20 protein-coding genes, 1 tRNA gene and 1 pseudogene are annotated in these 16698 nt (G+C 68.1%); 19 read left to right on the top strand and 3 right to left on the bottom strand.

Annotated features, from left to right (window positions below; genetic code table 11):
• Positions 1–184: 184 nt before the first annotated feature.
• The 9 genes from VKV57_10975 (at position 185) to VKV57_10935 (ending at position 7417) form a co-directional block, all read left to right on the top strand.
• Entirely contained in the window at positions 185–1546 is a 1362-nt protein-coding gene (locus VKV57_10975) for a S41 family peptidase (protein ID HLW60428.1), read from the top strand.
• Between the two features lie 42 nt (positions 1547–1588).
• Entirely contained in the window at positions 1589–2173 is a 585-nt protein-coding gene (locus tag VKV57_10970) for a LemA family protein (protein ID HLW60427.1), read from the top strand.
• Between the two features lie 2 nt (positions 2174–2175).
• On the top strand, positions 2176–3066 hold the full coding sequence (locus VKV57_10965; GenBank protein ID HLW60426.1) for a TPM domain-containing protein: 891 nt from the start codon (positions 2176–2178) through the stop codon (positions 3064–3066).
• A 3-nt stretch (positions 3067–3069) separates the two neighbouring features.
• Positions 3070–3498: a TPM domain-containing protein gene (locus tag VKV57_10960; GenBank protein HLW60425.1), complete on the top strand. Its 429-nt coding sequence runs from the start codon at positions 3070–3072 to the stop codon at positions 3496–3498.
• Positions 3495–4070: a LemA family protein gene (locus VKV57_10955; GenBank protein HLW60424.1), complete on the top strand. Its 576-nt coding sequence runs from the start codon at positions 3495–3497 to the stop codon at positions 4068–4070. Before VKV57_10960 ends, VKV57_10955 begins: the two co-directional genes overlap by 4 nt.
• 292 nt (positions 4071–4362) lie before the next feature.
• Positions 4363–5226: an iron uptake transporter permease EfeU gene (gene efeU, locus VKV57_10950; protein ID HLW60423.1), complete on the top strand. Its 864-nt coding sequence runs from the start codon at positions 4363–4365 to the stop codon at positions 5224–5226.
• Between the two features lie 12 nt (positions 5227–5238).
• The gene (locus VKV57_10945; protein HLW60422.1) at positions 5239–5694 is read left to right on the top strand and encodes a hypothetical protein; all 456 of its coding nucleotides are present in this window, start codon (positions 5239–5241) and stop codon (positions 5692–5694) included.
• 11 nt (positions 5695–5705) lie between these two features.
• Entirely contained in the window at positions 5706–6470 is a 765-nt protein-coding gene (gene lipB, locus VKV57_10940) for a lipoyl(octanoyl) transferase LipB (GenBank protein ID HLW60421.1), read from the top strand.
• Complete coding sequence (locus VKV57_10935; GenBank protein ID HLW60420.1) at positions 6467–7417, top strand: M14 family metallopeptidase; 951 nt, start codon at positions 6467–6469, stop codon at positions 7415–7417. The genes lipB and VKV57_10935 overlap by 4 nt, the downstream gene beginning before the upstream one ends.
• Before the next feature lie 80 nt (positions 7418–7497).
• Here the strand turns inward: VKV57_10935 and VKV57_10930 are convergent, their stop codons facing one another.
• Positions 7498–7851, bottom strand: a complete 354-nt coding sequence (locus VKV57_10930; GenBank protein ID HLW60419.1) for a hypothetical protein — start codon at positions 7849–7851, stop codon at positions 7498–7500.
• Between the two features lie 285 nt (positions 7852–8136).
• On the opposite strand from VKV57_10930, the gene VKV57_10925 reads away from it, so the two are divergent.
• The 9 genes from VKV57_10925 (at position 8137) to VKV57_10885 (ending at position 15015) form a co-directional block, all read left to right on the top strand.
• Positions 8137–9345: a peptidoglycan DD-metalloendopeptidase family protein gene (locus VKV57_10925; GenBank protein ID HLW60418.1), complete on the top strand. Its 1209-nt coding sequence runs from the start codon at positions 8137–8139 to the stop codon at positions 9343–9345.
• Positions 9346–9541: 196 nt separating this feature from the next.
• Positions 9542–9904, top strand: coding sequence for a MoaD/ThiS family protein (locus VKV57_10920; protein HLW60417.1), 363 nt, complete (start codon positions 9542–9544; stop codon positions 9902–9904).
• Positions 9901–10770: a hypothetical protein gene (locus VKV57_10915; protein ID HLW60416.1), complete on the top strand. Its 870-nt coding sequence runs from the start codon at positions 9901–9903 to the stop codon at positions 10768–10770. Before VKV57_10920 ends, VKV57_10915 begins: the two co-directional genes overlap by 4 nt.
• Positions 10739–11722: a pyridoxal-phosphate dependent enzyme gene (locus tag VKV57_10910; GenBank protein ID HLW60415.1), complete on the top strand. Its 984-nt coding sequence runs from the start codon at positions 10739–10741 to the stop codon at positions 11720–11722. The genes VKV57_10915 and VKV57_10910 overlap by 32 nt, the downstream gene beginning before the upstream one ends.
• Before the next feature lie 56 nt (positions 11723–11778).
• Complete coding sequence (locus VKV57_10905) at positions 11779–12201, top strand: M67 family metallopeptidase (GenBank protein ID HLW60414.1); 423 nt, start codon at positions 11779–11781, stop codon at positions 12199–12201.
• Entirely contained in the window at positions 12198–12626 is a 429-nt protein-coding gene (locus tag VKV57_10900; GenBank protein ID HLW60413.1) for an Rrf2 family transcriptional regulator, read from the top strand. Before VKV57_10905 ends, VKV57_10900 begins: the two co-directional genes overlap by 4 nt.
• A 234-nt stretch (positions 12627–12860) precedes the next feature.
• The gene (locus tag VKV57_10895; GenBank protein HLW60412.1) at positions 12861–13406 is read left to right on the top strand and encodes a sigma-70 family RNA polymerase sigma factor; all 546 of its coding nucleotides are present in this window, start codon (positions 12861–12863) and stop codon (positions 13404–13406) included.
• The gene (gene rsrA, locus VKV57_10890; protein HLW60411.1) at positions 13403–13627 is read left to right on the top strand and encodes a mycothiol system anti-sigma-R factor; all 225 of its coding nucleotides are present in this window, start codon (positions 13403–13405) and stop codon (positions 13625–13627) included. Before VKV57_10895 ends, rsrA begins: the two co-directional genes overlap by 4 nt.
• Before the next feature lie 383 nt (positions 13628–14010).
• A complete protein-coding gene (locus VKV57_10885) occupies positions 14011–15015 on the top strand; it encodes an exopolyphosphatase (GenBank protein ID HLW60410.1) in 1005 nt (334 codons plus the stop codon).
• Here VKV57_10885 and VKV57_10880 read toward each other — a convergent pair.
• Positions 14918–15755: pseudogene (locus tag VKV57_10880) on the bottom strand (ABC transporter ATP-binding protein). The gene VKV57_10885 and the pseudogene VKV57_10880 overlap by 98 nt on opposite strands.
• A 121-nt stretch (positions 15756–15876) precedes the next feature.
• On the opposite strand from VKV57_10880, the gene VKV57_10875 reads away from it, so the two are divergent.
• Positions 15877–15953, top strand: a tRNA-Met gene (locus VKV57_10875).
• Between the two features lie 339 nt (positions 15954–16292).
• Here VKV57_10875 and VKV57_10870 read toward each other — a convergent pair.
• Positions 16293–16698 (bottom strand): BON domain-containing protein (locus tag VKV57_10870; GenBank protein ID HLW60409.1); only part of this gene is annotated, 406 nt, incomplete at its 5' end.

Below are 16698 nucleotides of genomic sequence, written 5' to 3'. Positions count from 1 at the left end.
TTGGGGCGGTCCATCGCGGCGCGCGGCAGGCGAATGGGCACGGCGGACCGAAAAGGCTGAAGCGGTCTGGAATGGGGTACAGGGTTAACCGAATGGGAACTTCGTCGTCTCCCTCTGGATGCTATCGAGAGGGAGACCAAACGCCCCGGCGGGGCAGAAGGACATGGGAGGGTAGGGACGGTTCATGAAGCGCTTCCGGGTCGCACCCGCGATGCTGGTCGTCCTGCTCATGGCGGCGATGATCGCCCCGGCGCTACCGCGCGCCGAGGCCGCCGACGCCGAATTCGTGATCGAGACGCTGCAAACGCTGCAGGAACACTACGTGGATCCGATCTCGTCTGTGACGATGCTGAACACGGCGCTGTCGAGCCTGCAGCAGAAGACCGGCGTGGGGGCGTTCAGCGGTCCCATCCCCGCGGGCGTATCCGATACCGTGGCCAGCTCGCTGTTCACGCAACGGTTCGACGAGATCCTCAGCCGGGTCGGCGGACAGTACACCGCGACCGAGCTCGCCTTTGCCGCCTCCGCCGGCATGCTGGAGAGCCTCCACGATTCGCATACGGGGTTTATTCCCCCGTCGTTCTACCAGGAGGAGAAGCGCAAGGAGAACGGGCAGGCCGCGTATACCGGGATCGGGATTTACCTGCTGCTGCAGGACGGACAATTTTACATCCGCGAGGTGTTTCCCAACTCCCCCGCCGAGCGGGCCGGGCTGCGTCCCTTCGACCGCCTCGTCGCCGTGAACGGGGAAGAGACCGCCGGGCGGACCAACGAGGACGTCGATCGGCTCGTCCGAGGCCCGGCCGGGACGACGATCACGGTCAAGGTGGCTCGTCCCGACGTCGCCGCGCCCCTCGAGTTCTCGATCATGCGCAAACCGATCGAACTGCCCAATTTCACCAGCAAGATGCTCGACGGCGGCATCGGGTACATGAGGATCTACGAGTTTACATCGGACGTCGCCGTGGCGCTGAGGGATGCCATCTTCAACTTCCGCCGCATGGGGCTGCGCGGGCTCGCGCTCGACCTCCGCGGTAATCCCGGCGGGCTCGTGGACGAGCTGCGCGACATCTCGGACGCGCTCCTTCCGCAGAGTTCCCCCATCCTGCAAATGACGAAGCGCAACGGCAAGACCCAGCTGGTGCAGACGCGCGAGCCCCCGATCCTGCCCCCCGCGGTGCCGATGGTGGTGCTGGTCGATGAGGGGAGCGCCTCGGCCTCCGAGCTCTTGGCGTCGGCGCTCCAAGAACAGGGGCGGGCGGACGTGGTCGGCACGAAGACCGCCGGCGCCGTGGAGATTGGCATCACCGTCGACCTTCCGGAGGACGCGGGGATGGCGGTGACGGTGGCGCGGCTGCTCAGCGGCAAGGGGACCCGTTTGGAAGGGCACGGGGTCATTCCCGACGAGCCGGTGCCGCTGGAGACGGTGGCGCTCAACTCCGGCCACGACAGTCAGTTCGACAAGGCGCTCGCCATTTTGAAGCAGAAGCTGGGGACCCAGGGCAATTCGCCGCGGGTCGACGCGGGGGCCAGCGCCACCCGATAAGCGCCACGCGCTGGGTGGGGTTCGAGAGGGGGGAACGTCGAGGTGCGAGGGGCGGCCGTCGCGGGAATCGTGATCGTGGTGGCCGCGGTGTTGATCTACGGAACGCTCGCCGGCACCTACAACCATCTCGTCCAGGCCAACCAGCAGGTCAGCGCCGCGCAGGCCGAGGTGGAGACCCAGCTGCAGCGGCGGTTCGACTTGATTCCCAATCTGGTCGAGTCGACCAAGGCGGTGCTCAGTCAGGAACGCGCCGTATTCGGCGCCATCGCCGAGGCCAGGACCCGGTACGCAGGCACGAGCCCCGGGACGCCCGGGCGCGTCGATGCCGCGAATCAGTACGAAAGCGCGATCGCCCGCCTGCTCGTCATCGTGGAGAACTACCCCGTGCTGCGCAGCAATGAGACGGTGCAGGGGCTGATGCGGGAACTCGCCTCGACCGAAAATCAGGTCGCCTACGCCCGTCGCGGCTACAACACCGCGGTGCAGGCCTACGATACGATGGTCCAGTCGTTCCCGACGACGATGCTCGCCGGTGCGATGGGCTTCCACCCCCGTCCCTACTTCCAGGCGCAAGCCGGAGCCGAGCAGGCGCCACGGGTCAACCTCTCCGTTCCCGCGAAACCCTGACCGTGCGGGGACGGAGCGTCCTCGCCGCGGTCTTGATCCTGCTGGCGCTCGGCGGCCCCGCGGTCCTCGCGCACGCCGCGCCGGCCCTTCCGAAGCCCACCGGCTATGTCAGCGATTTCGCCCACCTGCTCGATCCGCCCACACGCGCGGCGCTCGACCAGCGGCTCGCCCAGTACGACCAGACAACGGGGAACCAGATCGCCGTCGCCATCTTCCCCGACCTGGGGGGCTCCCCGATCGACGCGTTTGCGGTGCGGCTGGAGGAATCGTGGAAAGTCGGGAAGCGGGGCAAGGACACCGGCGTCCTGCTGGTGATCGGGGTCAAGGAGCGCCAGGTGCGGATCGAAGTCGGGTATGGCCTGGAGGGCAAGATCACCGATGGCGACGCCGGAGACATCATCCGCACCACGATCGCACCCGCGTTTCGGGCGGGACAATACGGGGACGGCCTGAACGGTGCCGTCGACCAGATGATGCGGCTGCTCGGCGCGGCCTCCTCTTCGCCGGAACAGCCCGGCGGGCCGTCCGCGGCTGTCTCCCCGCCGACCGGCCGCGGGCCGGCGGCGTTTCCTCTTCTCCTGTTCTTGATCTTTGTCGGCGCGACGTTCGCCATGGGACGGGCCCAGTCCCAACGCTGCCCCCGCTGCGGGACCCGCTTGAGACAGAGTGAGGATCCAGTCGGCGTCGTCGGTGCGCATCGGGTGCAGGCGTGGGTCTGTCCGCGCTGCGGATACCGCGAGAAGGGCGTCGGCCAGCGCGGCCGGATGTGGATCCCCGGCCCGCTGTGGGTAGGCGGGGGAGGGTGGGGGAGCGGCGGATTTTCGGGGGGCGGGGGGTTCGGCGGGTTTGGCGGTGGCGCGTCCGGGGGCGGCGGCGCGTCGGGGGGATGGTAGCAGATGCCATCGCCGATGCATCGAGCGCTGACCCAAACGGAGAAGCTCCATCTCCGGCATCTCGTCGAGGCCGTGGAGCGCGAGACCGGGGCGGAGATCGCCACGCTGATCGTGCGGCACGTCGATGATCTCGAGGGGTTCGCGACCGCCTACTTCAACCATCTCGGAGTCGGGAAGCGGGAGCGCCACGACGGCGTCCTGATCCTCGTTGTGGTGGACCGCCGCCAGGTGCGCATCGAGGTGGGGCGGGGGTTGGAGAGCGCGATCAGCGCGGCGGCGGCGGGGCGCATCATCACCGAGGTGATGGTCCCGGAGCTTCGGGCCGGCCGGTACGGGGAGGCGCTGCTCCGAGGGGTCGCCGCCGTCGCCACGTGCATCCGCACCGCGCACCACGCTCCGAACCGGCGGGAGGCGCCCACCGGCGACCGATGAGCCCGCTCGCCCGCACCACCGCGCTCATCGCCGCGGTGACGGTCGCCGTCGCGGGATGGACGATCCAATCCTACAACCATCTGGTGGGGGCACGCCTGGCCGTCGATGCGCAATGGGCGCAGGTGGAGGCGCAGTACCAGCGCCGCGTGGACCTCGTGCCGAACTTGGAGGACGCCGCCCGCGGCGTGCTCGTCCAGGAGCGCACCGTGTTCGAGGCCCTCGCCGAGGCGCGGACCGCGTATCTGCGGGCGCCCGCGGGGTCGGAGGCTCGTGTGCGGGCGGCGAACGCGATCGAGCGCCCGCTGGGGCGTCTGCTCGGGATCGTCGAGGCGTCCCCTCAACTTCGCAGCTCGGAGACGATAGCCCGGCTGATGGATGAGCTGGCGGGCACCGAGAATCGGATCGCCGTCGAGCGCCGCCGCTACAACGACCGCGTGATGGCCTACAACACGGTGGTGCAGCAGGTGCCCGGTTCGTTGATCGCCGCCCTCGGGGGCTTCTCCCCCCGCCCGTACTTCGAGGCGGCGCCCTCAGCCGGAACGGCGCCGGCCGTGACCCTGCCCAAACCCTGAGCGGGCTCTGCTCGGCGGCTTCTCGGGAGATCGCCCGCCGACGGTGGCGAGAAGGGGCGGCGCGCACGGAGACCGCTCTTCTTCCCGCCGGGGCGGGAACCGGATCAGGGCCCGCCGCCGCTCAACGTTTGGTAGGGGCGGGAAACGGAGCGAGGTCAGCCGGTGCCGGTTCGCGTGATGAAACCTGAGCCGTTTCTTGACACTCCGCGCGGGTTGGGCTACCCTCACTCGGGCAGGGATTGTTGATTGGCTAACTTAACAATATAATCGATCCAAGGGAGGTCGAAAGTCGGTGTTCAGCGCTTTCCTGATCGCACTTCGTGAGGGGCTGGAGATGTCGCTTATCGTGGGCATCATCTTGGCCTTTCTCGCCCGGACGGGGAAGCGGCGAGAGTTCGGCGCGATCTGGACCGGCGTGGCTGGCGCGGTGGCCCTCAGCCTGCTGGCCGGAGGGGTCATTTTGGTGACGGCCGGGGAGTTTCGAGGCCGCGCCGAGCAGCTGTTCGAGGGCGTGGCCATGATCACCGCCGTGGGCGTCCTCACGTACATGGTGTTCTGGATGCGCCGACAGGCGGCGACGATCCGCAGCGAGCTGCACTCACGCCTCGGCGATGCCCTTCGGACCGGATCGCGGGGGGCGCTCGTGGCGCTCACCGTCGTGTCGGTTGGTCGGGAGGGAATCGAGACAGCGCTGTTCCTGTTCGCGACGGTCCGGGCATCATCTCCGATCCTCGCGTTGAGCGGGGCCATCCTCGGGCTGGCCTGCGCGGTGGTGTTGGGGGCGCTCATCTATCGCGGGAGCCGCCGCCTCGACCTCCGCACCTTCTTTAACGTAACCAGCGTGTTGCTGCTGCTGGTGGGAGCGGGCCTCCTCGCCCGCGGAGTCGGGGAGTTCCAAGAGGCGGCGATCCTGCCCCCGCTCGTTGCCCACCTCTGGGATATGCACGCGGCGATACCCGAAACCTCGGTGCTGGGGAGCCTGCTCCAGGCGGTGTTTGGGTACATCAGCACGCCGTCGCTGCTGCAGGTGGCGATGTACCTCGCCTACCTCGCGGTGGTGGGATGGTCCTACGTCCGGCCGCCGGCGGTCCCGGCGGGCAGGCCGGGAACGGACGGCGTGCGGCGGGCGGACGCCCCGGCCCACCCCAAGGGCTGAGGTGAGACGGCGATGGCCAACTGGGCGGCGGTGATCCGGGTGCTGGCGTTGGCGGTCTGGATCGGGGGGATGGTGTCCTTAGACTTTATTGAGGCGCCCCTGCGGTTCGGCAGCGGGGTCATCACCCGAAACCAGGCGGTGGCGCTGGGGCAACTGGTCATCACCCGATGGGTTTGGGCCGAGTGGATCATCGGCGCGATTGTCGTGATCGCGTCCCTGGTCGCGGCCGCCCCCCGGTGGGCGGTCGGACTCGTCGCGTTGATGCTGGCCATCGTGACCGTGCAGGGCGCGTTCCTCGCCCCGGCGATCACTCGCCTGGCGCAGGGGCTCGATTTCGTCAACCGCACCGTCGATCCGCGGTACGCCTCGATCCGCCAGCTGCACGCCGCCTACGCGGCACTTGAGCTCATCGTCCTTGTCGGCGGGATGGTGCTGCTGGCCGGCCAGGCGTGGCCGGGGAAGCGCTGACGCGGCCCCACGTGCGGACCGGATGGCTGCTCAGCTGCGGCCGCCTTTCGTACCGGGAGGCATGGGCGCTGCAGCGCGCGCTCGTCGCCGCCCGCCAGGCGGATCGAATCGAGGATACTCTCATCCTCGTCGAGCACCCGCCCGTGATCACGATCGGGCGGGCCGGCCGGCCGGCAAACGTGCTTGTGTCGCGCTCGCTGCTGGCCGCGCGGGGGATCGACGTCTACGAGATCGAGCGGGGAGGGGATGTGACCTATCACGGGCCCGGCCAGCTGGTCGGGTACCCCATCCTCAACCTGCGCGCGCTCGACGAAGACGTCGTCCGCTACATCCGCCTGCTGGAAGCCGCGTTGATCAACGCGCTGGGGACCTACGGCATCGTCGCTCATCGCCTGCGGGGGTATCCGGGTGTGTGGGTGGGAGAGGCGAAGATCGCGGCGATCGGGGTGGCCGTCAAGCGCAAGGTCACGATGCACGGGTTTGCCCTAAACGTGGCTCCCCACCTGGACGACTTTACCCTCATCAATCCATGCGGGTTGGGGAAGCCGGTGACGAGCATGGCCCGCCTGCTCGGGCGGCCGGTGTCGGTGGAGGAGGTCGCGCCGACGGTTGTCCGAGCGCTCAGCGCGCTGCTGGCGGTGGAGTTTGCGCCGATGCCGGTGGAGTCGATTCGGTCGAGGATCGGCGAGGCCGCGTCGTCGGGGTGGGGAGAGGGGATCGGACCGGCGACGGCACGAACCTCTCAGGAGATCGCCAATGAAGGGGGGACGCGGTGAAGACGCTCGAGGTGGGTTCGCTCCGGGCGGAGCCCGGGACCAAGGTGACCGGATGGCTGGAGGTTCCGGGGACGCCGATCCAGATGCCGGTCACGCTGGCGTGCGGGGCACAGCCCGGGCCGCTGCTCAGCATCACGGCGGGCGTCCACGGGGGCGAGTATCCGGGTATCGAGGCCGCGATCAGAACCGCGGGTGCGCTCGAGCCGGCGACCCTGCACGGGTCGGTGATCGTCGTCCACATCGTCGACGTGCCGGCTTTTCAGGGGCGCAACATCTACATCTGCCCGCTCGACGGCAAGAACCCCAACCGGGTCTTCCCGGGCAACCCCGAAGGGACGGCCAGCGAGCGCTTGGCGCACACGCTTTTCACCCAGGTCATCTCCCGTGCGGACGTCTTCGTGGATCTGCACGGGGGGGACATCAATGAGGCGCTGGTGCCCTTCACGATCCTCGCCGAGACGGGGGACCCGGGGGTCGATGCCCAAACCCTCGCGCTGGCCCGCGTGTACGGAATCCGGTATGTCGTCCGCGGCAGGGTGTCGGGAGGCACCTATGGTGCGGCCGCACAGCGCAAGATCCCGGCGATCCTGACGGAGGCGGGGGGTCAGGGGCGGCTCGACGACGAGTCCCTCCAAGTCCATCTCCGCGGACTCCGAAACGTGTTGCGGCACCTCGGGATGGTCGAAGGGTCCCCCGACCCCGTGGCCCCGGTAGTGGTCTTGTCCAAGTTCCACTGGGTGACGTCGGAGCATCGGGGACTGTTCTACCCGACGGTCGCGCCGGGAGATCAGGTGGCGCAGGGGCAGGTGGTGGGGGAGACCCGTGACTATTTCGGACGGGCGCTCGGGAAGATCACGGCCCCGGGGGCAGGGGTCGTCCTCTTCACCGTGACCACGCCGGCCACGAACCCGGGCGACCCGATGTTCGCCGTCGGCGCCCTGGGATAGGGCATCGTCGGCGTCACCCGCACCAACGCATCGGGCCGGCCCCCAAGGGCCGGCCCGATGTGCCGCAGAGGGTGACCGCACTACATCGGCTCTTCGTCCTCGTCGTCGTCCATGCTCGACTCCTCGTGCGGTTCCGGGGCGGGCCGCCCCCAGGGATCCGAATGCATGGGCTCGATCGGGGAGATCGGCGGGGGAGGGGTGTACCCTCCCAAGGGCATCTGCCCCAGGGTGGATGTCGCGGGCTTCGGCTTGGGTCGGGCTACGGCTCGCTTCCGGGCCGGCCGCTTGGCCTTCGCCCGTGCTTTGACGGCCGCCCGCCTGGGCTTCGCGCGGCGGACCGTACGCTTCGTGCGGCTGGCAGCCCGGCTCCGCGTCACACGCTTCCGGGACGCCGCCTTTTTGGTGGCCTTGCGTCGGGTGGCTTTCCGTGCCATTCGTTGAGCTCCCCTTTCCCGCCCAAGAAAGGATTTCGTTTCTCCGAGGATGTCCGGGGCGTTCCTTCGACGGGGTCGATAGTTTTCCTTGTGGACTCGGTCGATGAGCCCCAGGAATTGTCCATCCGCCGGGCCGGGCGGCGTTTCCCGAGCGGGAGGAGTTTCCCGGTGGCCGGCGAATACGCGTCACCCAGTGTAATGGGATATCGGCGCCCCGCCGCCACATCGCGCTCACAAACAACTCGTTGCTGATCGGCTACGTCACAGTAACTGATGGTGCACTGGATGCGGGAGCGAACCCGGTCTTTTTGGCGCGGCGCGATCGCCGTCACGGTGGTGTTGCTCACCGCGCTTCCCGTCATGGGATCCGCCCCTCGGTTGCCCAGGCCGACCGCCGCCGCCCCCCATCGACTTAGCGCGGCCGCGCCCGCTTCCAGACCGACACTTGCTTCCTCTCCCGCGACTACGTTGGATCGGATCCAAGCGCAGCTTGCCTGGCGGCGGCGGCGGTTGGCGGAAGTGGTGAGAGAGGAGCGATGGGCTCTGGCCCAGCTTTCGGGGGCTCAGGAGCGGCTTGAGCGGGCGACCGCCCACCTGAATCAGACCACCGTGGCGCTCACCGGGACCGAGCACGCGGTGGCGAGCGCCACCCAGACTCTCCAGACCGTCACGACGCGCCTGTCCCACCATGAGACCGTGATGGGCGCTCGCGTCCGTGCGTTCTACGAGCAGGGACCCCTCGGGTACGCGGATGTGATCCTGGGCGCGACGGACTTCCGGGACTTCATCACCCGATCGTACCTCATCGCGCGGATCATCGATAACGATCTCGCCCTCTACCGCCAGGTCGCCTCCGAGCATCAGCAACAGGAGGACGTCCGCGCTTCGCTGGTGTCCCACCAGGAGCAGTTGAGCGCGGAGCAAGCACGCTGGATCACCGACAAGGCGGAAACGGCCCGCTTGGCCGTGGAACGGCGGCAGCTGGTCGACCGGGTTCGGACCGAGCGCGCATCGCAGGAGGCGGCGATCCGAGAGTTGGAGGCCGAGTCCGCGCGGATCAGGGAGATCATCCGCGCCGCGGGCGGGCGGCACGTGGGCCCGATTCTCACTCTCCGCAGCGGCCTGCTGTGGCCGATCACGGGCCGAATCTCCTCGGGGTACGGTTGGCGGATCCACCCCATCTTCCACACCCGTGAGTTCCACACCGGGATCGACATCGCCGCCCCCTACGGCGCGCCGATCGCGGCCGTCCTCGATGGGACGGTGATCTTCAGCGGCTGGATGCGCGGGTACGGGATGCTCGTGATCTTGGATCACGGCAACGGGCTCTCCACGACCTACTCACATATTTCGGCTTCGCTGGTCCACGTGGGCGACCACGTCCAGCGCGGCGCCATCATCGCCCGGATCGGCAGCACCGGGTGGAGCACCGGGCCGCACCTCTTCTTCGAGGTGCGGGAGGACGGTCAGCCCGTCGATCCGCTCGGCGGATGAGGGTGCCGTCCCTCCTCGCACCCCGCGGGCGCCTCCGGCGACCTCGGGTCCGGTCCGCCGGGAATCCGGTTCTCCTCAAGAGCGTTCCCCCAAATTGAGATGATCCACATGGAGATGATCCGCTGCATCTGTACGACCGGACACGGCCCGGCGGCGGAGGTGTGTCGCCGGGTGTAGGTGCGGGCGTCTGGCCCAGGTGGTCGGAGAAATTGAGTTCGCCGCGGCGCCCGTTGCCGCGGCGTGTGTCTTTCCGGAGGGGGTGTTGGATATGGCGCAGATCTATCTGCCGACTCCGCTGCGCCGGTTGACCGCGGGGCAGGCGAGGGTGAATGCCCCGGGTCAGACCGTGGAGGAGGCGCTGTTGGCGCTGGAGCGCCAATTTCCGGGGGTGCGCGAGCAACTTCGCGAGCCGACCGGGGAGGTCCGGCCGTTCATCAACGTGTTCGTTAACGGGATCGAGATGCGACAGCTGGCCGGGCCCGCTACCCCGCTCGGCGAAGGCGACGAGATTTCGATCGTCCCGGCGATGGCGGGGGGGTGCGGGCTGACCCTCCTATGAATCTCTTTGTCCGCCCCCGGAATCTCCGGGCGACGCGGCTTCCGGCGCTGCGCGTGCTCGAGACCTCCCGGCTCCTTCTGCACGAGGAGGCCGATCCCGCCCGCGTCGAGGGACTGGTCCTGGCCTTCCGCCGGGATCGCGTGCTCCGTAACCCCCCGGCGGTGGCCCCGCTGTCCCACGGGGGGCGCCCCGATGAAGCCGCCGTCGTTCTTGATGGCGCCAACCGGGTGAGTGCGCTGCGGGTGATCGGGGCCCGCCACGTGATCGCCCAGGTCGTTCACTACGCCGATCCCGCGATCATCTTGTCGACGTGGCGGCATTATGTGGTCGGGGAAGGCGCCGCGGGCCTGCGCGGTCGGATCGCCGCGCGACCGGGAATTCGCCTCACGCCCGTCCGCACCGCCCGCGAGGCGGAGGCGCGGCTCGAACAGCACGCCGCCCTCGCGGCGATCGTCGACGGGCGGGGGGCCGCACTCGTCGGGCCAGGGGGCGGTCCTCCGCCCGACGCGGCCCTGCTGCGCGATTTCGTCGCCGCGTATCAACCCGGCTGCGAGATTTATCGTGTCGACGGAGGGGATGCGGAAGCGTGGCGCGCGGAGCACGGGCCGGGGACGCTCGTCATCTTTCCCCCCCTCACCAAAGAGGCGATCCTCGCCATCGCCGCGCGCGGCGGCGGCTTCCCCGCAGGGATCACCCGGCACGTCATCCCCGGGCGGGTCCTTCGCCTCAACGCCCCCCTCGCGTGGCTGGAGAGCGGGGAGACCACCGCCACCAAACAGCGAACTCTGGAGGCCGCGGTGGAACACCGCTGGCGGCAGCACGGGGTTCGGTACTATGCGGAGCCGACCTATCTCTTCGACGAGTGACCTTCCCCCCGTCCGCGCGGACCTCGACCGGTCGCTGCTCGGCCGGATCGGGCACACGCCGCTGCTGCGCCTGGCCCGAGTGACGCGGGGACTGCCGTCGTCCGTCGAGGTGCACCTCAAGGCCGAGTGGTTCAATCCGGGCGGCTCGATCAAGGACCGGCCGGTGCTGCGGATGATCGCCGAAGCCGAACGGGACGGGCGCCTCACCCGCGACAAGACCATTCTGGATTCAACCTCCGGGAACGCGGGGATTGCCTATGCGATGATCGGAGCGATCAAGGGATACTCGGTCGAGCTGGTGATGCCGGCGAGCGCAAGCGAGGAGCGCAAGCGGATCATCGCCGCCTACGGGGCCCGGATCGTGCTGTCCGATCCGCTGGAAGGCAGCGACGGCGCGATCCGCTTGGCGCGGCAGCGCCTCGAGGAGGCTCCCGAGCGGTACTTTAAACCCGACCAGTACAACAACCCCGACAACTGGCGGGCGCACTACGAGACCACCGGCCGGGAAATTCTCGACCAGACCGGGGGGCGGATCACCCACTTCGTCGCCGGGCTCGGCACGACGGGCACCCTCGTGGGCGCGGGTCGACGGCTGCGCGAGGCCGACCGGCGGATCCAGATTCTTGCCGTGGAGCCCGACGGCCCGCTGCACGGGCTTGAAGGGCTGAAGCACATCGCCAGCTCGATCGTCCCGGGGATCTACGATCCTTCCGCGCACGACCGCAAGGTCGGGGTGTCGACGGAGGCGGGGTACGCCATGGCGCGGCGGTTGGCGCGGGAGGAAGGGATGTTCGTGGGGGCGTCGACCGGTGCGGCCGTCTGCGCAGCCCTTGAGGCGGCGGCGGGGATACGGGCGGGGGTGGTCGTCGTCATCGCCCCCGATGGCGGCGGTCGGTATCTGAGCACGCCTCTCTGGCGGGATCTCAGCGCACCGCCGTCCGGGAGGGGCTGAGGGGGGTTTCCTTTTGCTCCGCGATTGGGCTAGAATACGCGTGAGGAGGTCCGGCGGTGGCCTTGAGGATCACACAGGACCAACTGGCCCGGATCATCGCCCAGGCCCGGGCGGAAGCTCCCAACGAGTGTTGCGGGATGCTGGCGGGCCTGGGGGAGGTGGTCGAGGAAGTCTTTCCCGGTCGCAACACCGATCGAAGTCCAAAGACCTACCTGATGGACCCGGAGGATCAGATCCGCGCCTTCCGGACTATAGACGAGCGGGGCTGGGATTTGGTGGGGATTTATCATTCACATCCCCACACGGAGGCGTATCCGAGTCGGACTGACAGGGAGCGTGCGGTCGATGGGGAGGGTACGCCGCTATTCCCCGATGCCCGGTACGTGATTGTGTCGCTCCGCGACTCGACGCAGCCGCAGGTGAGGGCTTTCCGGATCGCGGGAGGGGCGTTTACGGAGGAGGAAGTGGTGGTTTCATGAAGGTGAGCACCCGGGCGGAGTATGGAATCCGAGCGCTGATGGACCTGGCCCAGCACTACGGCGAGGGTCCCGTGCAGAGCCATGACATCGCCCGACGGCAAGGCTTACCCGAGCCCTACCTCAACCAGCTGCTGGTCACCCTCCGCCGGGCCGGCCTCGTGCTGAGCAAGCGCGGCCCCAGCGGCGGCCACCTCCTTGCTCGATCGCCGGATCGCATCACCGTGGGGGAGGCCTTTGTCGTCCTCGAAGGGAGCGTCGCCCCCTGGCTGTGCGTCGAAGAGACAGAGACCTCCTGCATCTACGCGCCCGGGTGCGGGTTGCGCCCCGTGTGGCAGGCGGTCAAGGAGGCCACCGAGCAAGTGCTGAACCGCATTACCCTCACCGATATCATTCGCCCGGCGCTGGTCCCGCTCGGAAAACCCTGAGCGCGCAGGAGGGCGCCGCACCGGTGATGGACGGGCACCCCGAGCGGGGTGCCGTTTTTCTTTGAGGAATCGCGGGACGCCGCACGACGTTCCACCGACTGCGGGCCACCGTAGGGACCGAAAGGGGGCACGGCGATTTCGAGCGTTGAAGAGCTTTCCTCAAGCGGCGTCACCGGGGCGGAGGCGTCCAAACCATCAACCGATCGGGAGGCGCTGCGCGCCCGGTTCGAGCCGGTGATCACCGAGCATCTGGACGGTCTGTATCGGTCGGCGCTTCGGCTGACGCGCAATCGGACCGCCGCCGAGGATCTCGTTCAGGAGGTCATGCTCAGGGCGTGGCGATCCTTCCACACTTTCCAAGAGGGGACCAGCGCCCGGGCGTGGCTCCACCGCATCCTGATGAACGCTCATTTCGACGCCTACCGGAAACGGACGCGGGAACCGGAAGTGGTCGATCACGAGGATGTCGGTGACTTTTACCTCTACGACAGGGCGCGCGAGCGGGAGACCCTGGGCGGGGCTGGGGATCCTGAGGTGCAGGTGCTGGACGGGATCATGGACGCGGAAGTCCGCGAGAGCCTCGAAGCCCTCCCGATGCCGTTTCGCGCGGCGATCATCCTGGCCGACGTCGAGGGGTTTAGCTACAAGGAGATCGCGGAGATCCTTGGGGTCCCGCTCGGCACGGTGATGTCCAGGCTCTCCCGAGGCCGGCACATGCTTCAGCGACGGTTGTGGGATTTTGTGCGGGATCGGCATCTTGTTAAGGGAGACCCCAAATGAACTGCGAAGAGGCGTTGGAGAAGCTTTGGCAGTACCTCGACCGGGAACTTGACGGAGAGTCCTCCAGCGAGCTTCAGCGGCATCTCGAGGAGTGTCGGCACTGTTTCTCCAAGGTAGAGTTTGAGCAGCGCCTGAGGGCCATCGTCCGTCGTTCGTGCAGCGGCGAGCAGGCTCCCGCGGAGCTGCGCGAGCGGCTGAGCAGGCTGCTGCGCCTATTTTGAGATGACGAGCGGGAGGAACGGCGCGGCCGCCTGCCGGACGCGGCGCGCCCGCTGTGTGGCGACCTGATCGTGTTTGGCAACGCGCGGAGGGGTCGCCATCGTGCGCTCCCCCGAGACGTATTTGCCGCCTGCCGAAACGCACAGGAACTCCCCGAGGGATTCACCCTCGATTTTGCCGGGGTGCGGCCGACATTGGCCGGGGCGCGCCACGCATCGTGCGTTCACCAGGGCCCATGATGACAGAGTGGCCCGTACACTCCCCGGCGTCGCGGACCCTCTGGGTGACCGGCGCCCGTGGATGCGTTTATCCCCCGCGGGCCGGGTCGGGCGATTTCCGTCACCCCGGCGTCTGCGGCCTCGCCACGTTTCGCTAGGCCGCGCGCGTGTCTCGGCAGGCGGCGATCGACATCGGCACCAACTCGGTGCGGTTGTTGATTGCGGATGTGCCGGATCCGCTCCCCTTTCTCCCGCCTGCCCGCGGGCGGTCCCGTCGGCCGGGACCTTCGCTGGTTCCCACTCCCGTGCTGCGCCGGCTGACGATCACCCGATTGGGGGAGGGGCTCAGGGGGACCGGTTTGATCCTCCCCCGGGCTGCCGCGCGCACCGCGGCCGCCGTGGAGGAGTTCGTCGCGCTGGCCACCGCATCCGGGGCGGAATCCCCCATCGTCGTGGCCACCCACGCGTTCCGCACCGCGAGCAACCCGGACGAACTGCTTGCACGGCTCACCCTGCCAATCAGGACGTTGAGCGGTGACGAAGAGGCTCGGTTGGGCTATCAGGGTGTGCTCGCGGGAATCGGGAAGCCCGGCCGATCCGCGCGGCTTCTCGTGGTGGACATCGGCGGCGGCAGCGTCGAACTGACGGTGGGAAACAGCACCCGGATCGAGGGGAGTTGCAGCTTGCCGATCGGGGCCGTCGTGCTCACGGAGCGGTTCCTGTCGCACGACCCGCCGTGTGAAGGCGAAACGGCGTCGCTTCTCGAGACCGTCGTCCAGACGCTGGACCCATTCTTTGCGGGCATCGCCCGCCCGCCGCAGCGGGTGTTCGGCGTTGGCGGGACCATCACCACGATGGCGGCGATCGAGCAGCGCCTGACCCCGTATGACCCCGGCCGGGTCCACGGCTTCCGGTTGACCCGCCGGGCGGTGGATCGGATCACGAGCATGATGCTCGGTCTCCCCCTGGCGGCACGGCAGGGTCTTGCCGGGCTTCAACCCGAGCGCGCGGACATCATCGTGGCGGGGGCGCTGGTCCTCCAGTCCCTTCTGGCACGGTTGGGGGCTCCCGGCATCACGGTGAGCGAGGCCGATCTGCTTTGGGCATTGGTGCTTCTTCCGCATCCCGGGGACGGTCCCCCGCCGACACCCGGTCCTCGAACGCCCGCCTGACCTCCTGTTCGATCAGGTGATTCACCCGTCCCCGCAGGGCGCTTGCATCCGGCGAGGCGAGATCGCGCGGTCGGGGAAGCGCGATCTCGATCGCATCCAGGATCCTCCCGGGGCGCCCCGACATGACGTACAATCGGTCCGCGAGGGTCAAGGCTTCGTCGATGCTGTGGGTCACCAGCAGCACAGTTTTGGGTGTGGTCGTCCAGATGTCCAGCAGTTCCCGCTGCAACAATTGCCGCGTCAGAGCGTCCAGGGCGGCGAGGGGTTCGTCGAGGAGCAATACCTCAGGATCGCCCGCCAGGGCGCGCGACAGGGCCACCCGTTGTCTCATCCCGCCCGAGATTCTTTGGGGAAGCGTGTTCGAACCCCCGCAGCCCTACGAGCTCGACGTACTGCCGCACGCGCCGGCGGCGCTGGCCGCTATCCAGCGGTTGGTGGCGCAGCCCGAACTCGAGATTCTGTGCGACCGACAGCCAGGGGAAGAGTGCGTACTCTTGGAAGACGACGCCCCGATCCGACCCGGGCCGCATGACCGGTCTCCCGTCGAGGAGGACCGCACCCCGGCTCGATGCTTCGAAGCCCGCGACGATGTTCAGGAGGGTCGATTTCCCGCACTGGCTCGGGCCCAAGATCGCCGCGAACTCCCGATCGGCGATTGCGCAGGACAGGTCGTCGAGGGCGTGAACGTCGGCGCCGCGGGCGATGTCGCGGAACCGTTTGCTGACGTACTTAACGACCACCTCCCCCCCTAGCGGAATGTCGTGAAGGGGTCGAGTGGCGCGAACGTTGACAGGGGAAGATTCGATGTTATAATGAACTCGCCGTTCACTTCCAGAAGTTTGCTTCGCCTATCGAACTCGGCGCGGGGTGGAGCAGTCCGGTAGCTCGTCGGGCTCATAACCCGAAGGTCGCTGGTTCAAATCCAGCCCCCGCTACCAATTGTATCTGCATAAGCGGGCTCCAGAGATAGGAGCCCGCTTATGTTTCCCACCACTTCTCCTTCGAGGTGTGCCGACGACTTGCCCTGGTCGACGGCCGGATGTGAACCAAGCGGAAGTTCTTGCACCGCAGCATCCCCATCGCGGGTCCTGACCTTTCCCCGCCCGCGTGCCAGCTCCGCGAGCACCACCACTACCGGATTCCGCTGTGGGCTGGTAAACGCAGCGTCCTCCTCGTAAACTGTATCAGTCGGGCGACAAGCGGGGGAGATCACTCCACACTTGCCGCCCGATTGACCAACCGAAGCCAGCGCTTCCCCGCGCTCCCGCTTGTCGGACTTAGATTTCTCGTTCTATGATGAGCTGATCCCGAACGGCGCTCACCCCCGGGGCATGGGCGGCGGATTCGACAACCGCTTGCTTCTCTAGCCACGAGTGCACTCGCCCTGACAGCGTGACCTCTCTGCCCTGTACCTTCACGGTGATGCGTTTGGCCTCATGCTCGGCCCGGCGCGCCAGGGCCTGCTCAATGGTTTCGCGAACCTTTTCAGGACCAGGATGTTCGAGTGGCAATACACCGATGTTGTTGATTACGGCCACTACCCCGGACAACTTCGAGACCGCACGATGCGCTTCGTCGCACTGGGTCCATCGGTCCACGGTTCCCGTCAGCGTGACCATACCATTGGACACGGTCGACTGAATCCGCTCGTGCGGCACAAAGACATTCCACTCCAGCGCCTGC

It is taken from the genome of bacterium, from assembly GCA_035307765.1.
GTDB lineage: Bacteria > Sysuimicrobiota > Sysuimicrobiia > Sysuimicrobiales > Segetimicrobiaceae > Segetimicrobium.
The sequence above is the reverse complement of the archived record's forward strand: the minus strand, read 5'-3'. Positions and strand labels throughout refer to the sequence as shown.